At 67.9% G+C, this 22,296-nt stretch carries 22 protein-coding genes; 5 read left to right on the plus strand and 17 right to left on the minus strand.

Going from position 1 to position 22,296, the window contains the following annotated elements; genetic code table 11:
* Positions 1–110: 110 nt before the first annotated feature.
* The gene (locus BLS81_RS01095; protein ID WP_093221656.1) at positions 111–1,391 is read left to right on the plus strand and encodes a cell wall hydrolase; all 1,281 of its coding nucleotides are present in this window, start codon (positions 111–113) and stop codon (positions 1,389–1,391) included.
* A 65-nt stretch (positions 1,392–1,456) separates the two neighbouring features.
* On the opposite strand, the gene BLS81_RS01100 is transcribed toward BLS81_RS01095, so the two are convergent.
* Positions 1,457–1,963 carry a hypothetical protein gene (locus BLS81_RS01100; RefSeq protein WP_093219660.1) on the minus strand — a complete coding sequence of 169 codons (507 nt, stop codon included), beginning with the start codon at positions 1,961–1,963 and terminating at the stop codon, positions 1,457–1,459.
* Positions 1,960–2,322 (minus strand): phosphoribosyl-AMP cyclohydrolase, encoded by a 363-nt coding sequence (gene hisI / locus BLS81_RS01105; protein ID WP_093219662.1) that lies wholly within the window; start codon positions 2,320–2,322, stop codon positions 1,960–1,962. Before hisI ends, BLS81_RS01100 begins: the two co-directional genes overlap by 4 nt.
* Before the next feature lie 235 nt (positions 2,323–2,557).
* Between hisI and purF the strand changes: the two genes are divergently transcribed.
* Together purF and BLS81_RS01115 are read left to right on the plus strand one after the other, a co-directional pair.
* Entirely contained in the window at positions 2,558–4,036 is a 1,479-nt protein-coding gene (purF, locus tag BLS81_RS01110; RefSeq protein WP_093219664.1) for an amidophosphoribosyltransferase, read from the plus strand.
* A 104-nt stretch (positions 4,037–4,140) separates the two neighbouring features.
* The gene (locus BLS81_RS01115) at positions 4,141–4,851 is read left to right on the plus strand and encodes an SDR family NAD(P)-dependent oxidoreductase (RefSeq protein WP_093219667.1); all 711 of its coding nucleotides are present in this window, start codon (positions 4,141–4,143) and stop codon (positions 4,849–4,851) included.
* A 73-nt stretch (positions 4,852–4,924) separates the two neighbouring features.
* Here BLS81_RS01115 and BLS81_RS01120 read toward each other — a convergent pair whose 3' ends face one another.
* From BLS81_RS01120 to BLS81_RS01160, 9 genes are all read right to left on the minus strand, one after another.
* A complete protein-coding gene (locus tag BLS81_RS01120; protein WP_093219669.1) occupies positions 4,925–6,217 on the minus strand; it encodes an SAM-dependent methyltransferase in 1,293 nt (430 codons plus the stop codon).
* Positions 6,218–6,259: 42 nt separating this feature from the next.
* The gene (locus BLS81_RS01125) at positions 6,260–7,624 is read right to left on the minus strand and encodes a cryptochrome/photolyase family protein (protein ID WP_093219672.1); all 1,365 of its coding nucleotides are present in this window, start codon (positions 7,622–7,624) and stop codon (positions 6,260–6,262) included.
* A gap of 25 nt (positions 7,625–7,649) precedes the next feature.
* Positions 7,650–8,273: a tetratricopeptide repeat protein gene (locus tag BLS81_RS01130; RefSeq protein ID WP_093221659.1), complete on the minus strand. Its 624-nt coding sequence runs from the start codon at positions 8,271–8,273 to the stop codon at positions 7,650–7,652.
* A complete protein-coding gene (locus BLS81_RS01135; RefSeq protein WP_093219674.1) occupies positions 8,273–8,680 on the minus strand; it encodes a cytochrome c-type biogenesis protein in 408 nt (135 codons plus the stop codon). Before BLS81_RS01135 ends, BLS81_RS01130 begins: the two co-directional genes overlap by 1 nt.
* Entirely contained in the window at positions 8,677–9,204 is a 528-nt protein-coding gene (locus tag BLS81_RS01140) for a redoxin family protein (RefSeq protein ID WP_093219677.1), read from the minus strand. The genes BLS81_RS01135 and BLS81_RS01140 overlap by 4 nt, the downstream gene beginning before the upstream one ends.
* Positions 9,201–11,162, minus strand: a complete 1,962-nt coding sequence (locus BLS81_RS01145; RefSeq protein ID WP_093219680.1) for a heme lyase CcmF/NrfE family subunit — start codon at positions 11,160–11,162, stop codon at positions 9,201–9,203. The genes BLS81_RS01140 and BLS81_RS01145 overlap by 4 nt, the downstream gene beginning before the upstream one ends.
* Before the next feature lie 115 nt (positions 11,163–11,277).
* On the minus strand, positions 11,278–11,712 hold the full coding sequence (gene ccmE, locus BLS81_RS01150; protein ID WP_093219682.1) for a cytochrome c maturation protein CcmE: 435 nt from the start codon (positions 11,710–11,712) through the stop codon (positions 11,278–11,280).
* Between the two features lie 100 nt (positions 11,713–11,812).
* Positions 11,813–12,535 (minus strand): heme ABC transporter permease CcmC, encoded by a 723-nt coding sequence (ccmC, locus tag BLS81_RS01155; RefSeq protein WP_093219684.1) that lies wholly within the window; start codon positions 12,533–12,535, stop codon positions 11,813–11,815.
* 105 nt (positions 12,536–12,640) lie between these two features.
* Positions 12,641–12,976 (minus strand): VOC family protein, encoded by a 336-nt coding sequence (locus BLS81_RS01160; protein WP_093221661.1) that lies wholly within the window; start codon positions 12,974–12,976, stop codon positions 12,641–12,643.
* 51 nt (positions 12,977–13,027) lie between these two features.
* Here BLS81_RS01160 and BLS81_RS01165 point away from each other — a divergent pair, with 51 nt between their 5' ends.
* Complete coding sequence (locus BLS81_RS01165) at positions 13,028–14,098, plus strand: PA0069 family radical SAM protein (RefSeq protein WP_093219685.1); 1,071 nt, start codon at positions 13,028–13,030, stop codon at positions 14,096–14,098.
* 7 nt (positions 14,099–14,105) lie between these two features.
* Here the strand turns inward: BLS81_RS01165 and BLS81_RS01170 are convergent, their stop codons facing one another.
* Positions 14,106–14,483, minus strand: coding sequence for a winged helix-turn-helix transcriptional regulator (locus BLS81_RS01170; RefSeq protein WP_093219688.1), 378 nt, complete (start codon positions 14,481–14,483; stop codon positions 14,106–14,108).
* A 95-nt stretch (positions 14,484–14,578) separates the two neighbouring features.
* Between BLS81_RS01170 and BLS81_RS01175 the strand changes: the two genes are divergently transcribed.
* Positions 14,579–15,157 (plus strand): FMN-dependent NADH-azoreductase, encoded by a 579-nt coding sequence (locus BLS81_RS01175; RefSeq protein ID WP_093219689.1) that lies wholly within the window; start codon positions 14,579–14,581, stop codon positions 15,155–15,157.
* A 55-nt stretch (positions 15,158–15,212) separates the two neighbouring features.
* On the opposite strand, the gene dnaE is transcribed toward BLS81_RS01175, so the two are convergent.
* The 5 genes from dnaE to BLS81_RS01200 form a co-directional block, all read right to left on the minus strand.
* Positions 15,213–18,695, minus strand: coding sequence for a DNA polymerase III subunit alpha (dnaE, locus tag BLS81_RS01180; RefSeq protein ID WP_093219692.1), 3,483 nt, complete (start codon positions 18,693–18,695; stop codon positions 15,213–15,215).
* Positions 18,696–18,896: 201 nt separating this feature from the next.
* A complete protein-coding gene (locus BLS81_RS01185) occupies positions 18,897–19,376 on the minus strand; it encodes a glutathione peroxidase (protein WP_093219694.1) in 480 nt (159 codons plus the stop codon).
* Positions 19,373–19,966, minus strand: coding sequence for a GNAT family N-acetyltransferase (locus BLS81_RS01190; RefSeq protein WP_093219697.1), 594 nt, complete (start codon positions 19,964–19,966; stop codon positions 19,373–19,375). The genes BLS81_RS01185 and BLS81_RS01190 overlap by 4 nt, the downstream gene beginning before the upstream one ends.
* A complete protein-coding gene (locus BLS81_RS01195) occupies positions 19,963–20,637 on the minus strand; it encodes an ABC transporter ATP-binding protein (protein WP_093219698.1) in 675 nt (224 codons plus the stop codon). The genes BLS81_RS01190 and BLS81_RS01195 overlap by 4 nt, the downstream gene beginning before the upstream one ends.
* A complete protein-coding gene (locus tag BLS81_RS01200; RefSeq protein ID WP_093219701.1) occupies positions 20,630–21,880 on the minus strand; it encodes a lipoprotein-releasing ABC transporter permease subunit in 1,251 nt (416 codons plus the stop codon). The genes BLS81_RS01195 and BLS81_RS01200 overlap by 8 nt, the downstream gene beginning before the upstream one ends.
* Positions 21,881–22,296: the final 416 nt, after the last annotated feature.

Genomic DNA, 22,296 nt, shown 5'->3' on the forward strand with positions numbered 1-22,296 from the left:
CGCCCGCCCCGTCTCCCGTGCCCTATAGTCACTTTTCCTCGCGTCGCAGGCGGCCGTTCTGGCGGCGCCTGCCGGCCTTCCGTCGCCCGGACGATCTCGGGCTGCGCTGCCTGCTCGCGTTCGTGGCGGTGGTGGCGATCGTCGCGCCGGCGCTGCTGGTCCATTACGGCCCGCACGTAGTCGTCGTCCACAACCGCCTCATTCGCGTGCCGCGCCACCGCGTCGTGCCCAAGGCCGAGTTGCCGCCGGTCGAGCCGGTCGCGTTCCAGGATCTCGCCCCCGCCGATGCGCGCGCGTTCAACGCCACGGTTCCGTTCTCGACCGGCCCCAACCCCGCCGCGCGGCCGTTCCACCTCGACGGCACGCCCGAGCAACGCGCGCGCGCGACCGACTGTATGGCCGCAGCGATGCTCTACGAGGCGGGCGACGATGGCGAGGGCCAGCGCGCGGTCGGCCAGGTCGTCATCAACCGGGTGCGCCACCCGGCCTTCCCAAAGACGATCTGCGGCGTGGTGTTCCAGGGCTCCGAGCGCAGCACGGGCTGCCAATTCACCTTCACCTGCGACGGCGCGCTGATCCGCCACGCCTGGCGAGCCGAACAATGGGCGCGCGCCCGCACGCAGGCGGCGCTGTCGCTCGGCGGGCAGGTGTACGCGCCGGTCGGCTATTCGACGCATTATCATACCGACTGGGTGGTGCCATACTGGCAATCGAGCCTCGACAAGGTCGCGGCGGTGCATTCGCATCTGTTCTTCCGCTGGACCGGCTGGTGGGGCACCCCGCCCGCGTTCAACCGCACCGTCTCCTCCGACGAACCGATCGTACGCGCGCTCGCGCTCTATTCGGATGCGCACAAGACCGGTGCCGCCCTGGCGGCCGCCCAGACCGCGGCGGCCGAACTGACGGTCGCCGCGCTCGCGCCCGAAGCGCTGCCGGTGCCGCTCGCGAGCGATTCGGAGACGTTCCTCATCACGATCGATCCGCACCTGCCGCCCGAATCCTTCGCGCTGCTGGCGGCACGGGCCTGCGGCGAGCGGCCGCGCTGCAAGCTGATGGCCTGGACCGACCGCGCGCGCACCCCCACCGCGATGCCGCTCGACGCCGGGCAGATCGACGCGATGGCATTCAGCTATATGCGCGATCGCACCTTCCACTATGACAAGACGCTGTGGAACTGCGCCACCTTCAAACGCCCCGATCCCGCCGAGTGCATGAAGACGCAGGTGCTGATCCCGGCGCGCGAGGTGGCGACGAAGGCAGCGCCCACGCCGGTTCCGCCGGCGGCGGAGGTCTTGCCGGGGGTGCGGCGCAAACCCGCGACCGGCGCCACGCCGACTGCGCTCGCCACGCCCGCCGCGCCGGACTCCCCGCTGACGGCGGAAAGCCGGTAGCCGATCGCGACGTTACGCCCTTCCCGCCGGGCCCAGCCGAAGCGCGTGCCCTGCGTGGAAGCCCCTCACCCGCTCGAACACAAGAGCTGTCCACGCGAGTCGCGCAGCGTCGCCGCTTCGGAGGCGGCGTCGCTCAACTGATCGACGGCGAGCCCCGCGATGGACGCGCGTTCGGAACAGAACTTGCGGCACGCATCGGGCACACTGCCGGGAAAGACGATGCGGTCGCCCTCGAAGCGTGCATCGAAAGCGCAGCCCTCCGCATCGCCGAAGCCGATGTGCAGCGTCTCCCCGTCGCGCGCGACGGACCCGATTCCGCTGCAATGCTGCTGATCGCCATAATCGACGAACACGCCGATCTGGTATGCCTTGGGGGTCGGCACGATGCACACCCGATCGGTCTCGCGCGCGTACAGGCCGGTGATGTCGGCACTCTTCGGATCGGCGATCACCCCCGCCGCGATCGCCGCCGCCTCGAGGTCGGTCGGCGCGGCGGCGTTGCCTTCGGGGGGCGGTTCGGCGCGCGAACAGCCTGCGACGAGCAGCACGCCCAGCGCGAACGCGAGCCTCATTCGGCCGGGATCAGCCGGTCGCCGTCGATGCGGCGGAAGAAACAGGAGCGCGCGCCGGTGTGGCACGCCGGGCCGACCGGATCGACGATCAGCCACACCGCATCCTGATCGCAATCGATGCGGATATCGTGGACGTGAAGCACATGGCCCGAGGTCTCGCCCTTCTTCCAGAGCTTCGCGCGGCTGCGGGACCAGAAATGCGCCTCGCGCGTCGCAAGCGTGGCGGCGAGCGCTTCGGCATTCATATGCGCGAGCATCAGCACATCCCCCGACGCGCGATCGGTCGCCACGGCGGTGATGAGGCCGTCGGCGCCATATTTGGGATTGAGGGCGAGCGTGGTGTCGCGGTCGTCGGTCATGCGGACTCCATAGTGGCGCCGCCGCCCGAGCGATAGCGCCCGCGACTCGGCGTTGAGCGTGGCTCGCCCGCTCCGCCCGCATTTTCGGAACGCGCCGACCGCAAAAAGCACACGCGGAAACCTTGGTTTTCCGCCATTGCGATGGCCGGCTTCGCTTTCGATGTGACAAAAGCGCGACAAATCCGCGCGGCGCCCCTATATGGCGCGGACACGCTCACCCCCCGCGAAGGGCGCCATGTTCACAACCAATCCGTTCGAGGTCGCCGATGGCGACAAGCTCCGTGAGGAGTGTGGTGTTTTCGGTGTCGCCGGTGCGGCGGACGCGGCGCGACTCGTCGCGCTCGGCCTGCATGCGCTCCAGCATCGCGGCCAGGAGGCGGCCGGCATCACCAGCTTCGATGGCGCCGATTTCCACACGCATCGTGCGATGGGCCATGTCGCCGGCAATTTCGACCGCGAGGACGTGATGGTCCCGCTGCGCGGCAACGTCGCCTGCGGCCATGTGCGCTACTCGACCACCGGCGAGACGGCGCTGCGCAACGTCCAGCCGCTCTATGCCGATCTCGCCTCAGGTGGATTCGCGATCGCGCATAACGGTAATATCTCAAATGCGATGCGGTTGCGGCGCGATCTGGTCCGCAACGGATCGATCTTCCAGTCGACGAGCGATACCGAGACCATCATCCACCTCGTCGCGATGTCCAAATACCGGACGTTCCTCGACAAGTTCATCGATGCGCTCAAGCGGGTCGAGGGCGCCTATTCGCTGATCGTGATGACGCCCGAGGGGATGATCGCCTGCCGCGACCCGCTCGGCATCCGCCCGCTGGTGATGGGCAAGGTCGGCCCCGAGGACGATGGGGCGATCATCTTTGCATCCGAAACGGTGGCGCTCGACGTGGTCGGCGCGCGCTTCGTGCGCGAGATCGAGCCGGGCGAACTGGTGATCGTCAAGGGCGGCGAGATCAGCTCGCACCGCCCGTTCGCGCCGGTGTCGCCGCGCCCGTGCATCTTCGAGCATGTGTATTTCTCGCGCCCCGATTCGATCTCCAGCGGGCGCAGCATCTATACGGTGCGCAAGGAAATCGGCGCGCAGCTCGCGATCGAAAGCCCGGTCGATGCCGATCTGGTCATCCCCGTCCCCGATTCGGGCACGCCCGCCGCGATCGGCTATGCCCAGCAATCGGGCATTCCGTTCGAGCTCGGCATTATCCGCTCGCATTATGTCGGGCGTACCTTCATCCAGCCGACCAACGAGGTTCGCCATCTCGGCGTCAAGCTCAAGCACAACGCCAACCGCGCGCTGATCGAGGGCAAGCGCATCATCCTGATCGACGATTCGATCGTGCGCGGCACCACCTCGTTGAAGATCGTGCAGATGATGCGCGATGCCGGTGCCGCCGAAGTCCATATGCGGATCGCCAGCCCGCCGACCCGGCATAGCTGCTATTACGGCGTCGATACGCCCGAGCGCGCCAAGCTGCTCGCGCACAGCAAGAACGTCGCCGAGATGAACGCGTACATCCACGCCGACAGCCTCGCCTTCGTCTCGATTGATGGTCTCTACAAGGCACTCGGCGAGCCATGCCGCGCCGACATCCGCCCGAGCCACTGCGACGCCTGCTTCACGGGCGATTACCCGACGACGCTGACCGACCAAGACGAGGTCGCCTCGGTCGACCAGTTCGCGCTGCTGGCGGAGCGGGTGGTCTAAAGACCCGAATACCGTTCGTGCTGAGCTTGTCGAAGCACGTGCTTTCCCTCTACGCGGGTTGGAAGATACGCCCTTCGACAAGCTCAGGGCGAACGGAGGGATAATTGACCGACACGCCACTCGCCAACCAGATCGCCCTCGTCACGGGCGCGAGCCGGGGGATCGGCGCCGCGACCGCGAAGGCGCTGGCGGCGGCGGGCGCGCATGTGGTGCTGACCGCGCGTACCGCCCACGCGCTCGAGCAGGTCGAGGAGGCGATCTTCGCTGCCGGCGGCTCGGCCACGATCGCGCCGCTCGACCTCACCGAGACCGACAGTATCGCGCGGCTGGCGGCGGCGGTCGGCGAACGCTGGCAGACGCTCGACATACTCGTGCTCAACGCGGCGATGCTCGGCACGCTCGGCTCGGTGCCCGCGATCGATCCCAAGGAACTCGCGCGTGTGCTGACGCTCAACGTCAGCGCGCAGGCCGCGCTGATCGGCGCGTTCGACCCGATGCTGCGCCGCTCGCCGCGCGCCCGCGTGATCGGCATCACCTCGAGCGTCGCGCGTACCCCGCGCGCTTATTGGGGGCTGTACGGCGCCTCCAAGGCGGGGTTCGAGACGCTGATCGGCGCCTATGGCGACGAGATGGAACAGATCAGTTCGCTTCGCACCGCGATCATCGATCCCGGCGCGACCCGCACCGCCATGCGCGCGCGGGCCTATCCCGGCGAGGCGCCGGAGACGGTCAAGCCCCCCGAGGTGGTGGGCGAGCGAATCGCCGCGCTGGTGATCAACGATTTCGCGACTGGGCATGTCGAGCGGGTGGGGTAATCCCCCGTTCGTGCTGAGCTTGTAGAAGCACGTGTTTCAAAGCGCTGCGATTGAGACACGCCCTTCGACAGGCTCAGGGCGAACGGGTTGAAACGCCCACGCTTTTCACCAAAGTCACCTGCGCGACATCAATCCCGCCGCCGCGAAAGCCGCCCTCGCAGTACATCAGATAATAGCGCCACAACCCGATGAAATCGCTGTCGAAACGCTCCGGCAGGCGGCCTTCTGAGACCACCCGGTCGAACGCCTCGCGCCAGCGTCGCAGCGTTTCGGCATAGTGCAACCCGAAGCCGCGCCGATCGGTCCAGGTCAGGCCATGCTCCGCCGCGATTGCGCGGAAGCGGCTTTCCGAGATCAGCATCCCGCCGGGGAACACGTAACGCTGGATGAAATCGACGTTGGCGGCATAGGACGGGAAGATCGCATCGTCGATCGCGATATATTGGAGCGCCGCCCGGCCACCCGGCTTGAGCGCGCGCGCGATCGCGGCGAGATAGTCCGGCCAATAAGCCTGCCCGACCGCCTCGACCATCTCGATGCTCGCGACGGCATCGTAGGTGCCGGAGACGTCACGATAATCGGTCAGCGACACCGATACGCCGGTCAGCGCGAGACGCTCGGCACGCGCCTCGACCGCGCGCTTCTGCTCGGCCGAGAGTGTGATGCCGTGGACACTGCGCCCGGCGCGTGCCGCCACTTCGATGAACGATCCCCAGCCGCAGCCGATTTCGAGGATCGTATCGCCCGGCGCGGTGGCGGTGCGATCGAGGATCGCGGCAAGTTTGGCGCGCTGCGCGTCCTCGAGACTCTGCGCCGTGGAGATCGGCTCGGCGAACAGCGCGCTCGAATAGCTCATCGTAGGATCGAGCCATAAGCTATAGAAATCGTTGCCGAGATCGTAGTGGAATTCGATGTTGCGGCGCGCGCCCCGCCGGCTGTTCGCGCGGAGCCGATGCCAGCCGCGCTGGAGCCGGCGCGTCATGCCCGACGCACGCCCGGCATTGCCGAGCGTCGCGCGGTTGAGCACGAACAGCTCGAACAGCGCGACCGGATCGGGGCTCGACCATTCGCCGAGCGACCATGCGACATACCAGCCCACCGAACCGCGCGTCGCCAGCCGGAGCAGCGCGCGCCAACTCGCCAGCGTGACCGACGCCGCCGGCCCTTCGGCACGCCCGCCGAGCCGCCGCACCCGCCCGTTCGGCAGAACCGTCTCGATCGAGCCGGCGGCCAGACCCGCATCTATCCGGTCGAGGAGCTTCTGGAACACACCCGCGAACAGCCCGAACACCGGATCGAGCGCGGAGGGCCGGCGCGAGGGGGTGGCGCCGTGCTGGCGCCCGGAAGCTGGCGCGATTGCGTTCATGGCGTCAGCCCATGCACCGAGGCCCCGCGCCGCCACAAGAGGTCATTTCGTCCGACGATAAGCCGCCAGCGCGCGCTCGCGGGCCTCTCGGTGGCCAATCCGCTTGGCCGGATAATCGCGGGGGCGGCAGCCAGCGGCTTCGGGGTCGTGGATCGCGGCATCGCCGACCCCGGCGAGTTCGGGCACCCACTCGCGGATATAGTCGCCCGCGTCGAACTTGGCCGATTGGGTGAGCGGCGCCATGATCCGCGGGAACATGTTCGAATCGATCCCGCTGCCTGCCGTCCACTGCCAATTGACCGAATTGTTGCCGTAATCGGCATCGACCAGACAGTCCCAGAACCAGCGTTCACCCGCGCGCCAGTCAATCAGCAGGTGCTTGATGAGGAACGAAGCGGTGATCATCCGCACGCGGTTATGCATCCACCCCGTCGTCCAGAGCTGGCGCATGCCAGCGTCGACGATTGGATAGCCGGTGCGGCCCTGCTGCCACGCGCGTAGATCGGCGTGCGCCGCGCGGTCGTCGCGCCACGGCATCGCATCGAACGCGGTACGGCCGTTCTTCACCGCATAATCGGGCCGTTGCAGGATGACGGTCTGCGCGTAATCCCGCCAGCCGATCTCGCTCAGGAAGATGGTCGCCTTCGTGCCGACGCCGTGCCACACCTGTGCGGGCGAGATCTCGCCGAAGTGCAGATGCGGCGACAACCGCGAACTGCCCTCGACCGAGGGCAGGTTGCGCGCCTCGGGATAGCCATCCGCCTCATCCCGGAAATCGGCGAGCCGCTCGTGCGCGCCGGCCTCCCCGGGGGTCCAGTCGGCTGCGAACGCCTTGGCCCAATCAGGCTTGGTCGGCAGCAGCGCCCAATCGGCGAGCGTTTCGCTCTTGGGCCAGTGCGCCGGCGCGGGGATCGCGCGCGGCGCCGGGTGGGGCGCGGGCGGCGGCATATGCTGCTGGATCGCGCGCCAGAACGGCGTGTAGATCTTGTACGGCACGCCGCTGCCGGTGGTGATCGATCCCGGCGGGGCGAGGTAATTGCCGTCGTGGCAGATCAGATCGAGCCGCTCTGCGACCGCGCGCTCGGCCGCGCGCCACCAAGGTTCGTAATGGCGCAGGCAGTGGACTCGCGTCGCGCCGGTCTCCTCGGCGAGCGCGGCGAGCGTCGCGGCGCTACCACCGCGTCGCAGGATCAGCCGCGAACCCTTGGCGCGCAATGCTGTGTCAAGCGCGGCGAGGCTGTGATGTAACCACCAGCGCGAGGCGCCGCCCATCGCGAACTGCTGCGGCGTCTCGTCGTCGAGGATATAGATCGGGATCACCGCGCCATCGTGCGCGGCGGCGGCAAGTGCGGCTTGATCGGCGAGGCGCAGATCGCGCCGGAGCCACAGGAGTGTTGGGGATGTCATCGCAAGGCGTAACGCCGCAGCGCGCTTACGGCTTCGTCGCGGCTAGATATTTATCAAGAATCGCGAGCCGCTCGGCGATCGCAGGCCGGTACGAGATCGTCTTGGGAGCAAGCGCCAGCGCGCGTGCCCAATAGGGCCGCGCGGCGGCGAAGTCCCCGCTCTGGATCAGCGCGACACCGAGGAAGAACGGCGGTGCTGGATGGTTAGGGGCAAGCTGCATCGCGCGCGTGAACGCCAGCCGCGCCGCCGGCGACACCGCGCCGTCATGCTGGACATAGGCCATGCCGAGCCACGTCCACAAAGCGAAATTGTCGGGCGCATTCCCGACCCCGCCGCGCATGATCTGCACCGCCGCACGCGGGTTGCCCGCACGGGTGAGCCCGTCGGCCATCACCATATAGGCGGCCTCGCCAGTATAGCGGCCGAGCATATCGCCGCGCAGTTCAATCAAACCGGGATCAACCGGGATCGGCCGCGCGAACGGCTCGACCGGGTGACCGGGCAGCCCCGGCCTGCCCTGCACCGCATAGCCGGTCGCGCCGAGCATCAGCCCGGCGCCGACGAAGCTCCACAGCGGCCGCGCGAGGCCAAGCAGCCACAGCGCCGCTGCCACGGCCACACCGATCAGCCCGAGCGCGATCCACCCCATCACCGGCGGCGCCTCCGGAAGCACGCGCGCGCCAGCCACAGGCCGATCGCGATCAGCGCGAGCGGCGCGATCCAGAGCGGCGCGGTGAGCAGGCTGAACGGCGGATCATAGGTGACGTAATCGCCATAGCGCGCGACCAGCCAGTCACGGATCTGTGCGGGCTGTTCCCCCGCCTGGATGCGCTGGCGCACCAGCGCGCGCATGTCGCCCGCCATCTCGGCGTCGCTGTCGGCGATCGACTGGCCCTGGCAGACGAGGCATCGCAAGGTCACCATCAGCGCCTGCGCCTTCGCCTCCAGCACCGGATCGGGCAATTGCGTATTGGCGAGCGGCGCGGCCGGCAGAGTGCTGTCGGCGAAGGCGGGCGCGGCCGCGAGCAGCGACAGCGCGAGTGCGGCCCGCCTCATCGTGCGGCCCGCAGCTTGGCGACAATACCCGGCACCTCGTCGGCGCGGATATCGCCGACGTGCTGGAGCAGGATTGTGCCGTTGCCGTCGATCAGGAAGCTCTCCGGCACGCCCGACGAGCCGAGCGAAAGCTGCACCGCGCTCGCCGTGTCGTCGCCGATCGCCGCATAAGGATCGCCGACACGCGCGAGGAAGTCGCGCATCGCCTGCGGGGTATCGCGGATCGCGACGCCTTCGATCGTGACCCCCGCCGCCTTGAGCGCCATCAGTTGCGGCGCCTCGGCGACGCAGGGCACGCACCAGCTCGCGAAAATGTTGAGCAATTTGGGCTTGCCGTCGTGGAACGCCGCGCTGGCCAGGCCGGGCTTGCCGGGCAGCAACGGCGGCGTCTCGAACGCCGGCAGCGGCTTGCCGACCATCGCCGAATAGACCGTGCGGTCCGCCGGCCGATACAACGCGCTGGCGATGATCCCCAACACCGCGACGAATGCGACCAGCGGCAGCCACAGTTTCAGGCCCTTCACGCCCAGGCCTCCGCTTCGACACGCCGCCGCGCGCGTCGTTCGCGCAGAAGCCGCCCGAACAGAGAGAGTGCGCCGCCCAACGCGACCAGTGCGCCGCCGAGCCAGATCAGCGTCACGAAGGGCTTCCACCACAAGCGCAACTGGACACGGCCAGACGGATCGATCTGGCCGAGCACCGTGTACACCTGCCCGTCCCAGCGCGTCGCGATCGCCGATTCGCTCGTCACCGTCACCGGGTTGGTGAAGAAGCGCGATTGCGGGCGCAGCACGATCGCCGGCGCATCGCCGCGCCGCGCCACCAGATGCGCCTCCAGCGCCGACCAGTTGGGGCCAATTACCGGCGAAATCCCCTTCAGCGTCACGGTGTACGGCCCGACTTGCAGCGGCTCGCCGACGCGCGCCGCGACCAGCGTCTGTTTGGTGAACGCGCTCTCCGCGGCCATGCCCGCAAGGCTCACCGCGATGCCGAGATGCGCGACCACCATTCCCCAGGTGAACAGCGGTGTGCGCAGCAGATTGCGTCGCCACAGCGGCGCGACACTCGCCACCGCCAGGCCGGCCGCCAGCGCCAACCCGAGCAGCGGCAACAGCGCCACGCCGCGCCCGAACGCCAGCAACGCGACCAGCCCGATCGCGAACGCGGCGCCCGGCACCGCCATCCGCGACGTCAGTGCGCGCCAGCCATCACGCCGCCAACGCAGCAGCGGCCCCGCCGCCATCACCACCACCAGCAGCAGCGCGACCGGCCCCGCCGCCTTATCAAAGAACGGCGGCCCGACCGACAATTGCACGCCGAAGCCGGCCGCGATGATCGGGTACAGCGTGCCGATCAGCACGACACCCAAGATCACCGACAGCAGCAGATTGTTGGCGACCAAAGCGCCCTCGCGGCTGACCGGATCGAACGTATTGCCCACCCGCACCGTGCCGACGCGCGTCGCAAACAGCGCGAGCGCGCCGCCGATATAGAGCACCAACAACGCGAGGATGAAGCTGCCCCGCGTCGGATCGACCGCGAAGGCATGGACGCTGGTGAGGATGCCCGAGCGCACCAGGAAGGTGCCGATCATCGACATCGAGAAGGCGACCACCGCCAGCATCACCGTCCAGGCGCGCAGGCCGTCGCGCGTCGCCAGCACCGTCACCGAATGGAGCAGCGCGGTCGCCGCCAGCCACGGCATCAGCGAGGCATTCTCGACCGGGTCCCAGAACCACCAGCCGCCCCAGCCGAGCTCGTAATAGGCCCAATAGCTGCCCGCGGTGATGCCGAGGGTCAGGAAGATCCACGAGCCGAGCACCCACGGCCGCATCGCGCGCGCGAACGCCGGCCCGACATCGCGCGCGACCAGCGCGCCGACCGCGAAGGAGAACGCCACCGAAATGCCGACATAGCCGATGTAGAGCGTCGGCGGATGGAAGGCCAAGCCTGGGTCTTGCAGCAACGGGTTGAGCCCCTGCCCGTCCGCCGGCGCGGGCTCGATCCGCGCGAACGGGTTCGAGGCGAACAGCAGGAAGGCGTAGAAGCCGAGCGCGATCAGCGCCTGCGCGCCGAGCGTCGCGGTCAGCGTCGCGCGCGCGAGGCTGCGCTCGAAGATCGCCACCGCGCCGCCCGCCAGCCCGAGGATCGTCACCCACAGCAGCATCGAGCCTTCGTGGTTCCCCCAGGCGCCGGCGAATTTATAGAGCCACGGCTTTTCGGAATGGCTGTTCTCGGCGACGAGCAGCACCGACATGTCGCTGCGCAGGAAAACCGCGATCAGCATCGCCATCGCCAGCGCCGCCAGCGCGCCCTGCACGATCGCGACCGGCCGCACCGCGCCGATCAGGTCGGTGGTGAGCGCGCTCTCGTCATCCGGCGCGGCGAGCACACGCCGCACGCCGATCGCGGCGAGCACGACCTGCATCGCCGCCAGCGCGGCGGCAAGCCACAGAGCGGCGAGGCCAGCTTCGGCGATCATTTCGCCTGACCCCAAGCACAACCGTTCTCCCGCGAGCGCGGGAGTCCAGAGTCGCACGCGCAACGCCCGTTGCTCTGGACTCCCGCCTTCGCGGGAGAACGGGATGCACGCGCGCTCATTCGCGCAACGTCTTCGTTTCGTGCATCTTGCCCGCAAGCTGCGGCGGCATGTACTTTTCGTCGTGCTTGGCAAGCAGGTTGGTCGCGGTGAAGCTACCGTCGGGGTTGAACGATCCCTCCGCCACCACGCCGGAGCGCTCGCGGAACAGATCGGGCGCGATGCCGCGAAAGCGGACCGGCACGCGCGCGACGCCATCGCCGACGACAAAATGGATCGAGACGCCGTCCGCCTGGCGTTTGATCGAGCCGGCCTCGACCATGCCGCCGAGCCGCACCGCGCGCCCGAGCGGCAGACCCCGGCGCTGCACGTCGCTCGGCGCGTAGAAGAACGACGCCTGATCCTTGAGCGCGGACAGGGCGAGCAGCGCCGCCGCCGCCACCGCCGCCAGCCCGAGGCCGGCGAGCATCATGCGTTGCTGCTTCGCCTTCACCGCCGTTCGCTGCCCCGCATCGCGAGATAGCTCCACGCCGCGAGCACAGCCGCGCCGACGCCGGTGATCGCATAAGCCGCGATGACGAACGGCCAGGGATTCATCGTGCCATCCGCCGCAGCCGCGCTTCGGCCTTGGTGATCGCGAGGATCGTGCGCATCCGCATCAGCACCACGCTCGCGAAGAACAGCGAAAAGCCGCCGAGCGTGAACCACAGCGGCCACAACATGCTCGCGTCGATGCTCGAACGGGTGAGGCCGATGCTCTCGCCCTGGTGGAGCGTGTTCCACCACACCACCGAATAGCGGATGATCGGCAGCAGCACCGATCCCGCCACCCCGTACAGCGCGGGAATGCGGCCGTCCCCGCCCCGATCGGCATCGGCGCGCAGCAACGCCATGAAACCGAGATAGACGAACAGCAGCAGCAGCATCGAGGTCAGCCGCCCGTCCCACTCCCACCAGGTGCCCCAGGTCGGCCGCCCCCAGATCGAACCGGTGACGAGGCACAGCGCGGCGAACACCGCGCCGGGCAGCGCGAGCGCGCGCGCCGCGACCATCGCCAAAGGGTGCCGCCACACCAGATAGGCGAGCGAACACAGCGCGATGCCGCTCCAGCCGCCCATCCCCAGCCACGCGGCGGGCACATGGATGTAGAGGATGCGCACCGTCTCGCCCTGCAGATAGTCCGCCGGCGTCAGCATCAGCCCCGCCCAAGCGCCGATCGCGACCAGCACGACGCCCGTCCAGAACAACGCCGGCGTCAGCGGCCGCGCCAGCTTGAGGAAGCGCGCAGGATTGGCAAGGGCATGAAGGGAAGCCACGATCTCCAGCGTCTAGGCAATTGCGCGAAGACACTCAACCAAACTCGTCGATGCGGTGAAGGCCGACGCACCCGGCCAAGCGCCTCACCTGAGCCTGAGCGAAGATCAGTCGGATTGCGATACCGCCATTTCGTGCCCGTCGGGATCGCGAAAGTGGAAGCGCCGTCCGTCCGGATAGGCGACGATCGGCAGCGTGATCGCGCCGCCCGCCGCCTCGACCGACGCAAATGCCGCATCCACATCGGCCACGTCGATCACCGGCAGCGCCGCCGCGGTCTTCTCCGCCGGATCGGCCTGAAGGCCGAGATCGGTGTCGCCGCTGGTGGTCGCGGCATAGCTTGGCCCGAAATCGGTGAAGACCCAGCCGAATGCCGACCCGTAAAACGCCTTCGCCCGCGCGGTGTCCGCGACCGGCAGTTCGACATAGTTGATTCGCGCCATCTCGCCCTCCATGTTCTTGTATTGTTCTATAGGCGGGCGTAGCATCGGGCAATGGCAAAGACTCGCCCAGCGCGCGGCGCGACCGTCAATCGTGAGAGCACGCGCTTCAACCTGCCCGAGCGCGAGGCCGATGGCGATTGGCTCGACGCGCGCGCGATCGTCGATGACGGCCCGGCGCCGCTTCGCACGACGGTCACGGTCGAGACGCCGCGCACGATCATCACGCGCAACAGCTCGCCCGACATCAGCTTCGACCGCTCGATCAATCCCTATCGCGGTTGCGAGCACGGCTGCATCTATTGCTTCGCACGGCCAACCCACGCCTATCTCGATCTGTCGCCGGGGCTCGATTTCGAAAGCCGGCTGTTCGCCAAGCCCGACGCGCCCGCGTTGCTGCGCGCCGAACTCGGCAAACGCGGCTATGTCGTCCAGCCGATCGCGTTCGGCACCAACACCGATCCGTATCAGCCGATCGAGGCCGAATGGCGCATCATGCGCGGCTGCCTCGAAGTGCTCGCCGAGACGGGCCACCCACTGTTCATCACCACCAAGTCCGACCGAATCCTGCGCGATCTCGATCTTATCGCGCCGATGGCGAAGCGCGGGCTGATCGCGGTGATGATTTCGGTCACCTCGCTCGACCGGCGCACCGCGATGACCGTCGAGCCGCGCGCGCCCACGCCCGAGCGGCGGCTGACGGCGGTGAAGGCGCTGAGCGAGGCGGGGGTGCCGACCTATGTCTCCGTGTCGCCGGTCATCCCGGCGATCACCGATCATGAGATCGAGCATCTCATCGCGCGCGCGGCGCAGGCAGGCGCGCGCAACGTCAATTTCATCCCGGTGCGCCTGCCGCACGAAGTCGCGCCGCTGTTCCGCGCCTGGCTCGACGAGCATTTCCCGGACCGCGCCGCCAAGGTGATGGCGACGATCCAGGCGCTGCGCGGGGGACGCGACAACGACCCCAATTTCGGCACGCGCATGCGCGGCCAAGGGCCGTGGGCGGACCTGCTTCGCACCCGCGTTCAGATCGCCTGCCGCAAACATGGGCTGACGCGCGAGAAACTGGTGCTGCGGACGGACCTGTTCCGGGCTCCGGCCGGGCCGCAGGGGGAGTTGTTCTAGCGGCGTCTCAATCCTCTCGGCTGTCGAACGCCATGCGGGAGCGCGTGATCTCGTCCATATTATCCATCACCCAAAGCCCGAGCGCCTTGACCGGCACACGCAGCGAATGACCGAGCGGGGTCAGTTCATAATCCACGCGCGGCGGGATCGTGGGGAAAACGGTGCGGCGAACCAGCCCGTCGCGTTCGAGGCTGCGCAGCGTGTGTGTGAGCATCCGCTGCGAGATGCCGTCGATCAACCGCTTGAGTTCATTGAAACGACGCGGCCCGACGGAGAGCACCATCACCACCAGGATGCTCCATTTGTCGCCGATGCGGGCGAGTACCGGCGTGACGTTCTTGCAGCCGGCGTGGATGTCGGCCGGGTCAAGATCAGTCACATCCATGTGACCAGGTAACAAAATAGTGCCTCCTTGCGCGTCGCTTGCCTACGGTAACATATCCCGCCCCGGTTACGTTTCTATACCGGAGACCCTGCATAATGAAACTGCTTCAGATCGATTCGAGCATCACCGGCGAGAGCTCGGTGTCGCGACCGCTCACGGAAAAGGTCGTCGCGAAACTGGTCGCCGCCGATCCGGGCGCCGAGGTCATCAAACGCGATCTCGCCGCCGCGCCGTTGCCGCACCTCGATCTGGCATCGTTCCCGGGCGGCGAGGGCGACGCCTCCGCCGCCAGCGAAGCGATCCTCGCGGAATTCCTCGCCGCCGATGTCGTCGTGATCGGCGCGCCGATGTACAATTTCACGGTCCCGAGCCAGCTCAAGGCATGGATCGACCGCATCGTCATTCCCGGCCGTACCTTCCGTTATGGCCCCGAGGGCGTGACGGGGCTGGTCGCGGGCAAGCGCATCATCGTCGTGGTGTCGCGTGGCAACTTCTATGGGCCGGGCGCGCCGGCGGCCGCCTTCGAGCATCTCGAAACATTGCTGGGCGGCCTGTTCGGCTTTCTGGGCGCGACCACGGAGTTCGTCATCGCGGAAGGGGTGCGGGCCGGCCCGGATCATCTCACCGCCGCGCTCGAAAGCGCGCACCAGGCGATCGACCGGCTCGCCGCCTGATCGTGGGCGCTGGCGGGTGGCGAACGTCACCTGCCGGCGTTTCCCGCCGAGCGGGCTACCCGACGAGCGCCAGCCGCGCTTCCGACGTCTTCAGCACGACGCCGCTGATCCCCGGTAGTCCCTCGATCCGCGTCGCAAGTTCCTGATCGAGCAGGAAGTCACGCCCGAGCAGCAGCCGCGCGAAGCCGCCCTCGGGCATCGCCGCCTTCGCCCACACCTCACCGCGCGCGCCGCGATGGTCCGCGAGCACGCCGGCGAGCGTCTGCATCGCCGCCGGGGTCTCGACCGTGAGGTCGAGCATGAAGCGCGCGGCGGTCGCCAGCGAATCGAACCGCTGCAACCGTTTGACCGAGACGCGTGGCGTCTCCTCGCCGGGCCGCCGGTCGAGCTCCACCGTCAAAAGACCGCACGCACCCTCGCGCGCGGCTTCCTCCAGATCGGCCGCGACGGCATCGTCGAAACAGGTCGCGATGAACTGCCCGGATGGATCGGAGAGCGTCGCCATCAGATAGCGCCGCCCGCGTGCCGAAGTACGCCAGCGCGCGTCCTCGACCAGCACCGCCATCATCGCGCCGGCGCGCGATTTGCCGTCGTCGGGGATGTCGAGTTCACCCAGCGTCGCATAGCTGCGCGCGCCGTGCATCCGCGCGAGATGGCCGTGGCGGTCGACCGGGTGTGCCGAGAAATAGAAGCCGAACGCCTCCTTCTCCGCCTCCATCCGCTCGGCGAGCGGCCAGTGCGCGTTGGGCAGGCGGATTGGCGGCTCGGCGGCATCAACGCCGCCGAACAGCCCACCCTGCCCGCTCGCGCGCATCGATTGCACACGCGAAGCCGTCGCGAGGATCGTCTCGGCGGCGGCGTGGATGCCGGCGCGATTGGGGGTGAACGCATCGAACGCGCCCGCGCCGGCCAGCGTCTCCAACTGGCGCTTGTTGAGCAGGCGCGGATCGACGCGGTGCGCGAGATCGTCGAGCGTGGCGAACTTGCCATTGGCCTCGCGTTCGGCGACGAGCTTCTCCATCGCCGCCTCGCCGACGCTCTTGAGCGCGCCGAGCGCGTAGCGCACCGCCAGACCGTCTCCCACGTCCTCGACCGAGAACTCGGCCTCGCTGCGGTTGATGTCGGGCGGCAGGATCGCGACGCCCAGCCGCCGCATATCGTCCACGAAGATGCTCAGCTTGTCGGTGAGCGCCATGTCGTAGCACATCGAGGCGGCGAAGAATTCGTGCGGATGATGCGCCTTGAGCCACGCCGTCTGATAGGCGAGCAACGCATAGGCCGCCGCGTGCGACTTGTTGAAGCCGTAGCCGGCGAACTTGTCGATCAAGTCGAACAGCTCGTTCGCCTTGGCGGCGGGGATCTGGTTGTGCTCGGCGCAGCCCTTCACGAAGATGGCGCGCTGCGCGTCCATCTCCGCCTTGATCTTCTTGCCCATCGCGCGGCGCAGCAGATCGGCGCCCCCCAGCGAATAGCCGGCGAGGATCTGCGTCGCCTGCATCACCTGTTCCTGATAGACGAAGATGCCATAAGTCTCGGCGAGGATCGGTTCGAGCAGCGCGTGCGGATATTCGATCGGCTCCTGACCGTTCTTGCGGCGGCCGAAGCTCGGGATGTTGTCCATCGGCCCGGGCCGGTACAACGAGACGAGCGCGATGATGTCGCCGAAGTTGGACGGCTTCACCGCCGCCAGCGTGCGCCGCATCCCTTCCGATTCGAGCTGGAACACGCCGACCGTGTCGCCCTTCTGGAGCAATTTGTAGACGCCCTCGTCATCCCATTCGAGCGCCGACAGGTCGATCGAAACGCCGCGATCGGCGAGCATCTGCACCGCCTTCTGCAACACCGACAGCGTCTTGAGGCCGAGGAAGTCGAACTTCACGAGCCCCGCGCCCTCGACATATTTCATGTCGAATTGGGTGACCGGCATGTCCGAGCGCGGATCGCGGTAGAGCGGCACGAGTTCGGCGAGCGGCCGATCGCCGATCACCACGCCGGCGGCGTGGGTGGAGGAATGGCGGGGCAAGCCTTCCAGCTTCATCGCGAGATCGAGCAGATGCTTGACGCCCGCATCGCCTTTATACTCCGCGGCGAGTTCGGAGACGCCGTTGAGCGCGCGGTCGAGCGTCCACGGGTCCGCGGGCAGGTTTGGCACCAGCTTGGCGAGCCGATCGACCTGGCCGTAGCTCATCTGGAGCACGCGGCCGGTGTCCTTGAGCACCGCGCGCGCCTTGAGCTTCCCGAAGGTGATGATCTGCGCGACCTGATCGCGGCCGTATTTCTCCTGCACGTAGCGGATCACCTCGCCACGCCGGGTTTCGCAGAAGTCGATGTCGAAGTCGGGCATCGACACGCGTTCCGGGTTGAGGAAGCGCTCGAACAGCAGCCCGAGCTTGATCGGATCGAGATCGGTGATGGTCAGCGCCCACGCCACCACCGAGCCCGCGCCCGATCCGCGCCCCGGCCCGACCGGAATGTCGTGATCCTTAGCCCATTTGATGAAGTCGCCGACGATCAGGAAATAGCCGGGGAAGCCCATCGAGATGATGACGTCGAGCTCGAACTCGAGCCGCTTCGCATAGGTGTCGCGCAGCGCCGGGTCGGTGATCTTCGCCTTGGCGAGCCGCGCCTCCAGCCCCGCGCGCGAGGTGACCCGCAGCGCCTCCGCCTCGCCCTCGCGGTCGCCCGCGAGGCTCGGCAGGATCGGCTTGCGATAAGGCGCCGCCACCGCGCACCGCTGCGCGACGACGAGCGTGTTGGCGATCGCCTCGGGCAGATCGGCGAACAAGGTCCGCATCTCGTCCGCCGGCTTCATCCAGGCATCGGGCGAGCTGCGCGGGCGATCCTCGCTGGCGAGATACGACGAGCTGGCGATGCACAGCATCGCATCATGCGCCTCGACGAAATCGGCCTCGGCGAAACAGCAGGGATTGGTCGCGACCAGCGGCAGATTGCGGTCATAGGCGAGATCGACGAGCGGCGCTTCCGCCTTGCCCTCGATCGGATCGAGCCGCCGCGTCAGTTCGATATACAGCCGATCGGGGAACAGCGCCTGCAAGCGATCGGCATAGGCGCGCGCGCGCGCCGGCTGATCTTCGGCGAACAGCCGCGTGAGCCCCCCTTCCCGCCCGGCGGTGAGCGCGATCAGCCCGTCCGTGTGCTTGGCCAGCGTCTGGAACGACACATGCGGCGCGTGTTCGAGCGGCCGGTCCAGATGCGCCTGCGACACCAGTTCGCACAGGTTGCGATAGCCGGTCTCGTCCTGCGCGTAGAGCGCCAGCCAGTCGAGCACCGGCTCGACGCCGTCGGGCATGTCGGGCCGGGCCAGCCCGAGCATCGTGCCGATCACCGGCTGCACGCCGGCTTTCCTCGCGGCGTCGGAATAGGCCATCGCCGCATAGAGGCCATTGCGATCGGTCAGCGCGGCGGCGGGAAAGCCCAGTTCCTGCGCGCGCTTGGCGATCGCCTTGGGATCGATCGCGCCGTCGAGCATGGTGAAACACGAGAAGATACGAAGCGGAACGAACGCGGAATGGGCCATCGCCCGTCTATGCGCGCCTCACGCGATTCGCGAAACCGTCATGTGGCGGATCGGGCGCATCCGCGGCCCCACGCGTCGTGCCAGCGCACGCTGGCATCTCGTCGTGAAGCGCGGAACGCCCGCCAAGCGGGGCGCCGCCCGGATCAGGCGGGTCGCGAAAGCGGCGCGAGACCCCAGCGTGCGCTGGGGTGACGAACGTCCTTACAGCAGCCGCTCGATATCCGCCGCGATCGCCTCGGGCACCGTTCTCGGCCCGAAACGCGCGACCGCCTTGCCGCTGCGATCGACGAGGAACTTCGTGAAGTTCCACTTGATCGATTTGGTGCCGAGCAGCCCCGGCGCCGCCGCCTTCAGCGCGGTGAACAGCGGATCGGCGGCGGGACCGTTCACGTCGATCTTGGCGAAGACCGGGAAGGTCACGTCATAGGTCAGCGAGCAGAAGGTCGCGATTTCGGCGGCGTCACCCGGCTCCTGCGCGCCGAACTGGTTGCAGGGGAACGCCAGCACCGTGAAGCCGCGCGCGGCGTAGCGCTGATAGAGTTCCTCCAGCCCCTCATATTGCGGGGTGAAGCCGCATTTCGAGGCGGTGTTCACGATCAACAGCACCTCGCCGGCATAGACCGACAGGTCAGCCCGCGCGCCGCTCGATGCCGTCACGACGAAATCGGTGATCGCGGTCATCTCGCATGCCTCGCCAGCAGATATTCCAGGTTCTGGCGCACGCCCGGCCATTCACGGTCGAGGATCGAATAGACCACCGAATCGCGCAGCCGCCCGTCCGCCATGATCTGATGCCCGCGCAGCACGCCGTCGCGTTTGGCGCCCAGCCGTTCGATCGCCGCCTGGCTGCGCTTGTTGAGCGTATCCGTGCGGATCTGCACGCACTGGCAGCCGAGCACATCGAAAGCATGGCCCAGCAGCAGCAACTTCGCCTCGGTGTTGACGCCGGTCCGCTGGACGGCGGTCGCGTAAAAGGTGCCGCCAATCTCGAGCCGCCGGTGCTTCTCGGCCACGCGCAAATAGCGCGTCGTGCCGACCACCCGGCCCCCGGCTAGCACCGCGAACGGGATCACCCGGCCATAATCCTGCTCGGCGAAGGTCTCGCCCATGAAGGCATCGACATTCTTGAGCTTGGCGACGCTCGCGTAGAACAGATCCCACAGCCCATCGGTGCGGGCGACCTCGACCAGCGCCGGGCCGTCATCACGGGTCAGCGGCCGCAGCGTGACGTGCTGGCCCTTGAGCGTCGGCACCGAGCGCCACAGGCTCATCCGAGCGTGCCTTCGTGAAGGCGCACCACGCGGTCCATCTTCTGCGCGAGCCGCTCATTATGCGTCGCGACCAGCGCCGCCGAGCCTTCGCCGCGCACCAGCCGGAGGAATTCGGCCAGCACGACATCCGCCGTGGCTTCATCGAGATTGCCGGTCGGCTCGTCAGCGAGGACGAGCGCCGGCCGATTGGCGAGCGCGCGCGCCACCGCGACACGTTGCTGCTCGCCGCCCGACAATTGGCTGGGCCGGTGCGTCAGCCGGTGGCCGAGCCCGAGCGCGGTGAGCAGCGCCTCGGCGCGCGCATCGGCGGCGGCGCGGTCGGCGCCGCGGATCATCTGCGGCAGCACGACATTCTCGGCCGCGCTGAAATCGGGCAGCAAATGGTGGAACTGATAGACGAAACCGAGCGATTCGCGCCGGACGCGCGTGCGCCCGTCCGAATCGAGTTCGGCGGCTTCGGCGCCGGCGATGCGGATCGATCCTTCGAACCCGCCTTCGAGCAAGCCGACCGCCTGCAACAAGGTCGACTTGCCCGATCCCGATGGGCCGAGCAGCGCGACGATCTCGCCCTGCCCGACGGTCATTTCGACACCGCGCAGAACGTCGATCCGCACCCCGCCCTGTTCGAAGCTGCGCGCGAGGCCGCTGACGGCGAGAACCGGTTCACTCATAACGCAACACCTGCACGGGATCGGTACTCGCCGCTTTGAACGCGGGGTACAAGGTGGCGAGGAAGCTGAACACCAGCGCCATCACCGCGATGCCGGTGACCTCGACCGGATCGGTCTTGGAGGGCAATTCGGTCAGGAAGCGGATCGAGGGATCCCACAGGTTCTGCCCGGTCACCAACTGCACGAAATCGACGATCGACTGGCGGAAGAACAGGAACACGAACCCCAGCGCCAGACCGGCCACCACGCCGAGCGCACCGATCGTCGTGCCGACCACCATGAAGATCTTCATCAGCCCGAACCGCGACGCGCCCATCGTCCTCAGGATCGCGATGTCGCGCGTCTTGGCGCGCACGAGCATGATGAGCGAGGACAGGATGTTGAACACCGCGACGAGGATGATGATCGACAGCACCGTGAACATCGCCACCCGCTCGACCGCGAGCGCCTGGAAGAGCTGCGCGTTCATCTGCTGCCAGGTGGTGATGACGGCGCGGCCCGCGATCTGGTTCTCGACCGGCTTGAGGATCGCGTTGACGCGGTCCGGATTGACCGTGTTGACCTCGATCATGCCGACCGAATCGCCCATCAGCAGCAAGGTCTGCGCGTCCTCGATCGGCATGATGATGTATTTGATGTCGTAATCGTACACGCCGACTTCGAAGATCGCGCCGACCGTGTAGCTGACTACGCGCGGTACCGTGCCGAACGGGGTCGATTGCCCGAGCGGGTTGAAGATCGAAATCTGGCTGCCGACCTGCGCGCCCAGCGCCTCGGCGAGCCGGCTGCCGATCGCGACGCGGCCGCTGCCGGCGGTGATGCTGTCGAGCGACCCCATCACGACCTTGCTGCCGATCGTCGCGTTCGAGCGGATATCCTCCACGCGCATGCCGCGCACCAGGATGCCCTCGGAGCGGCCCGAATAGGTCACGGCGAGCGGCTGCTCGATCAGCGGCACCGCACTGGTTACGCCCGGCGTCTTGATGGTGATCTTGGCGATATTGCGCCAGTCGGGCAGATCGTTGCCGATCCCCTGGATCACGGCATGGCCGTTGAGCCCGACGATCTTGTCGAACAGCTCGGCGCGGAAGCCGTTCATCACGCTCATCACGATGATGAGCGCGGCGACGCCGAGCATCACCGCGACCAGGCTGATGCCGGCGACGAGGAAGATGAACGCTTCGCCACGCCCCGGCAGCAAATAGCGCTTGGCGATCATGCGTTCGTAACGGGAAAGGATCATATGCGGTGTCTGCCCGGCCCCCGGGAGGTAAGTCATCGCCGCTCTAGGTCGCGCGTGCGCCGCTGGCAACCTGCATACCCTGTTGCGCATACGCCACAGCCCCGCCGCAATCGCCGCAACCGTGTCACTATAACGGTGACAAAAAGGGGTTGTCGCCCTAGCAACACAATCACTGAGACACAGGCAATGGCCGTGGTTCGGGGAGAGTTTCCAGTCCCGCCAAAAGGCGTGTGGGCGGAGACGATTTGGGGGCTGACGAGCGATCGTCACGCAGGCGCTCGGGCTGGAAACGGCCCGGGCGTTTGGCGTTCAGGCAGAGGCGCGCTCGCGCGCCGCTGCGGGCAAAGCTCGCATCGCCTGAACCGGTCGGCGGGTCGCTTTAGCGAGCCCGACCGACGGCGGCTTTGCCGCCGGCC

Origin of the sequence: Sphingomonas sp. NFR15 (assembly GCF_900103265.1) — a bacterium.
GTDB lineage: Bacteria > Pseudomonadota > Alphaproteobacteria > Sphingomonadales > Sphingomonadaceae > Sphingomonas > Sphingomonas pollutisoli.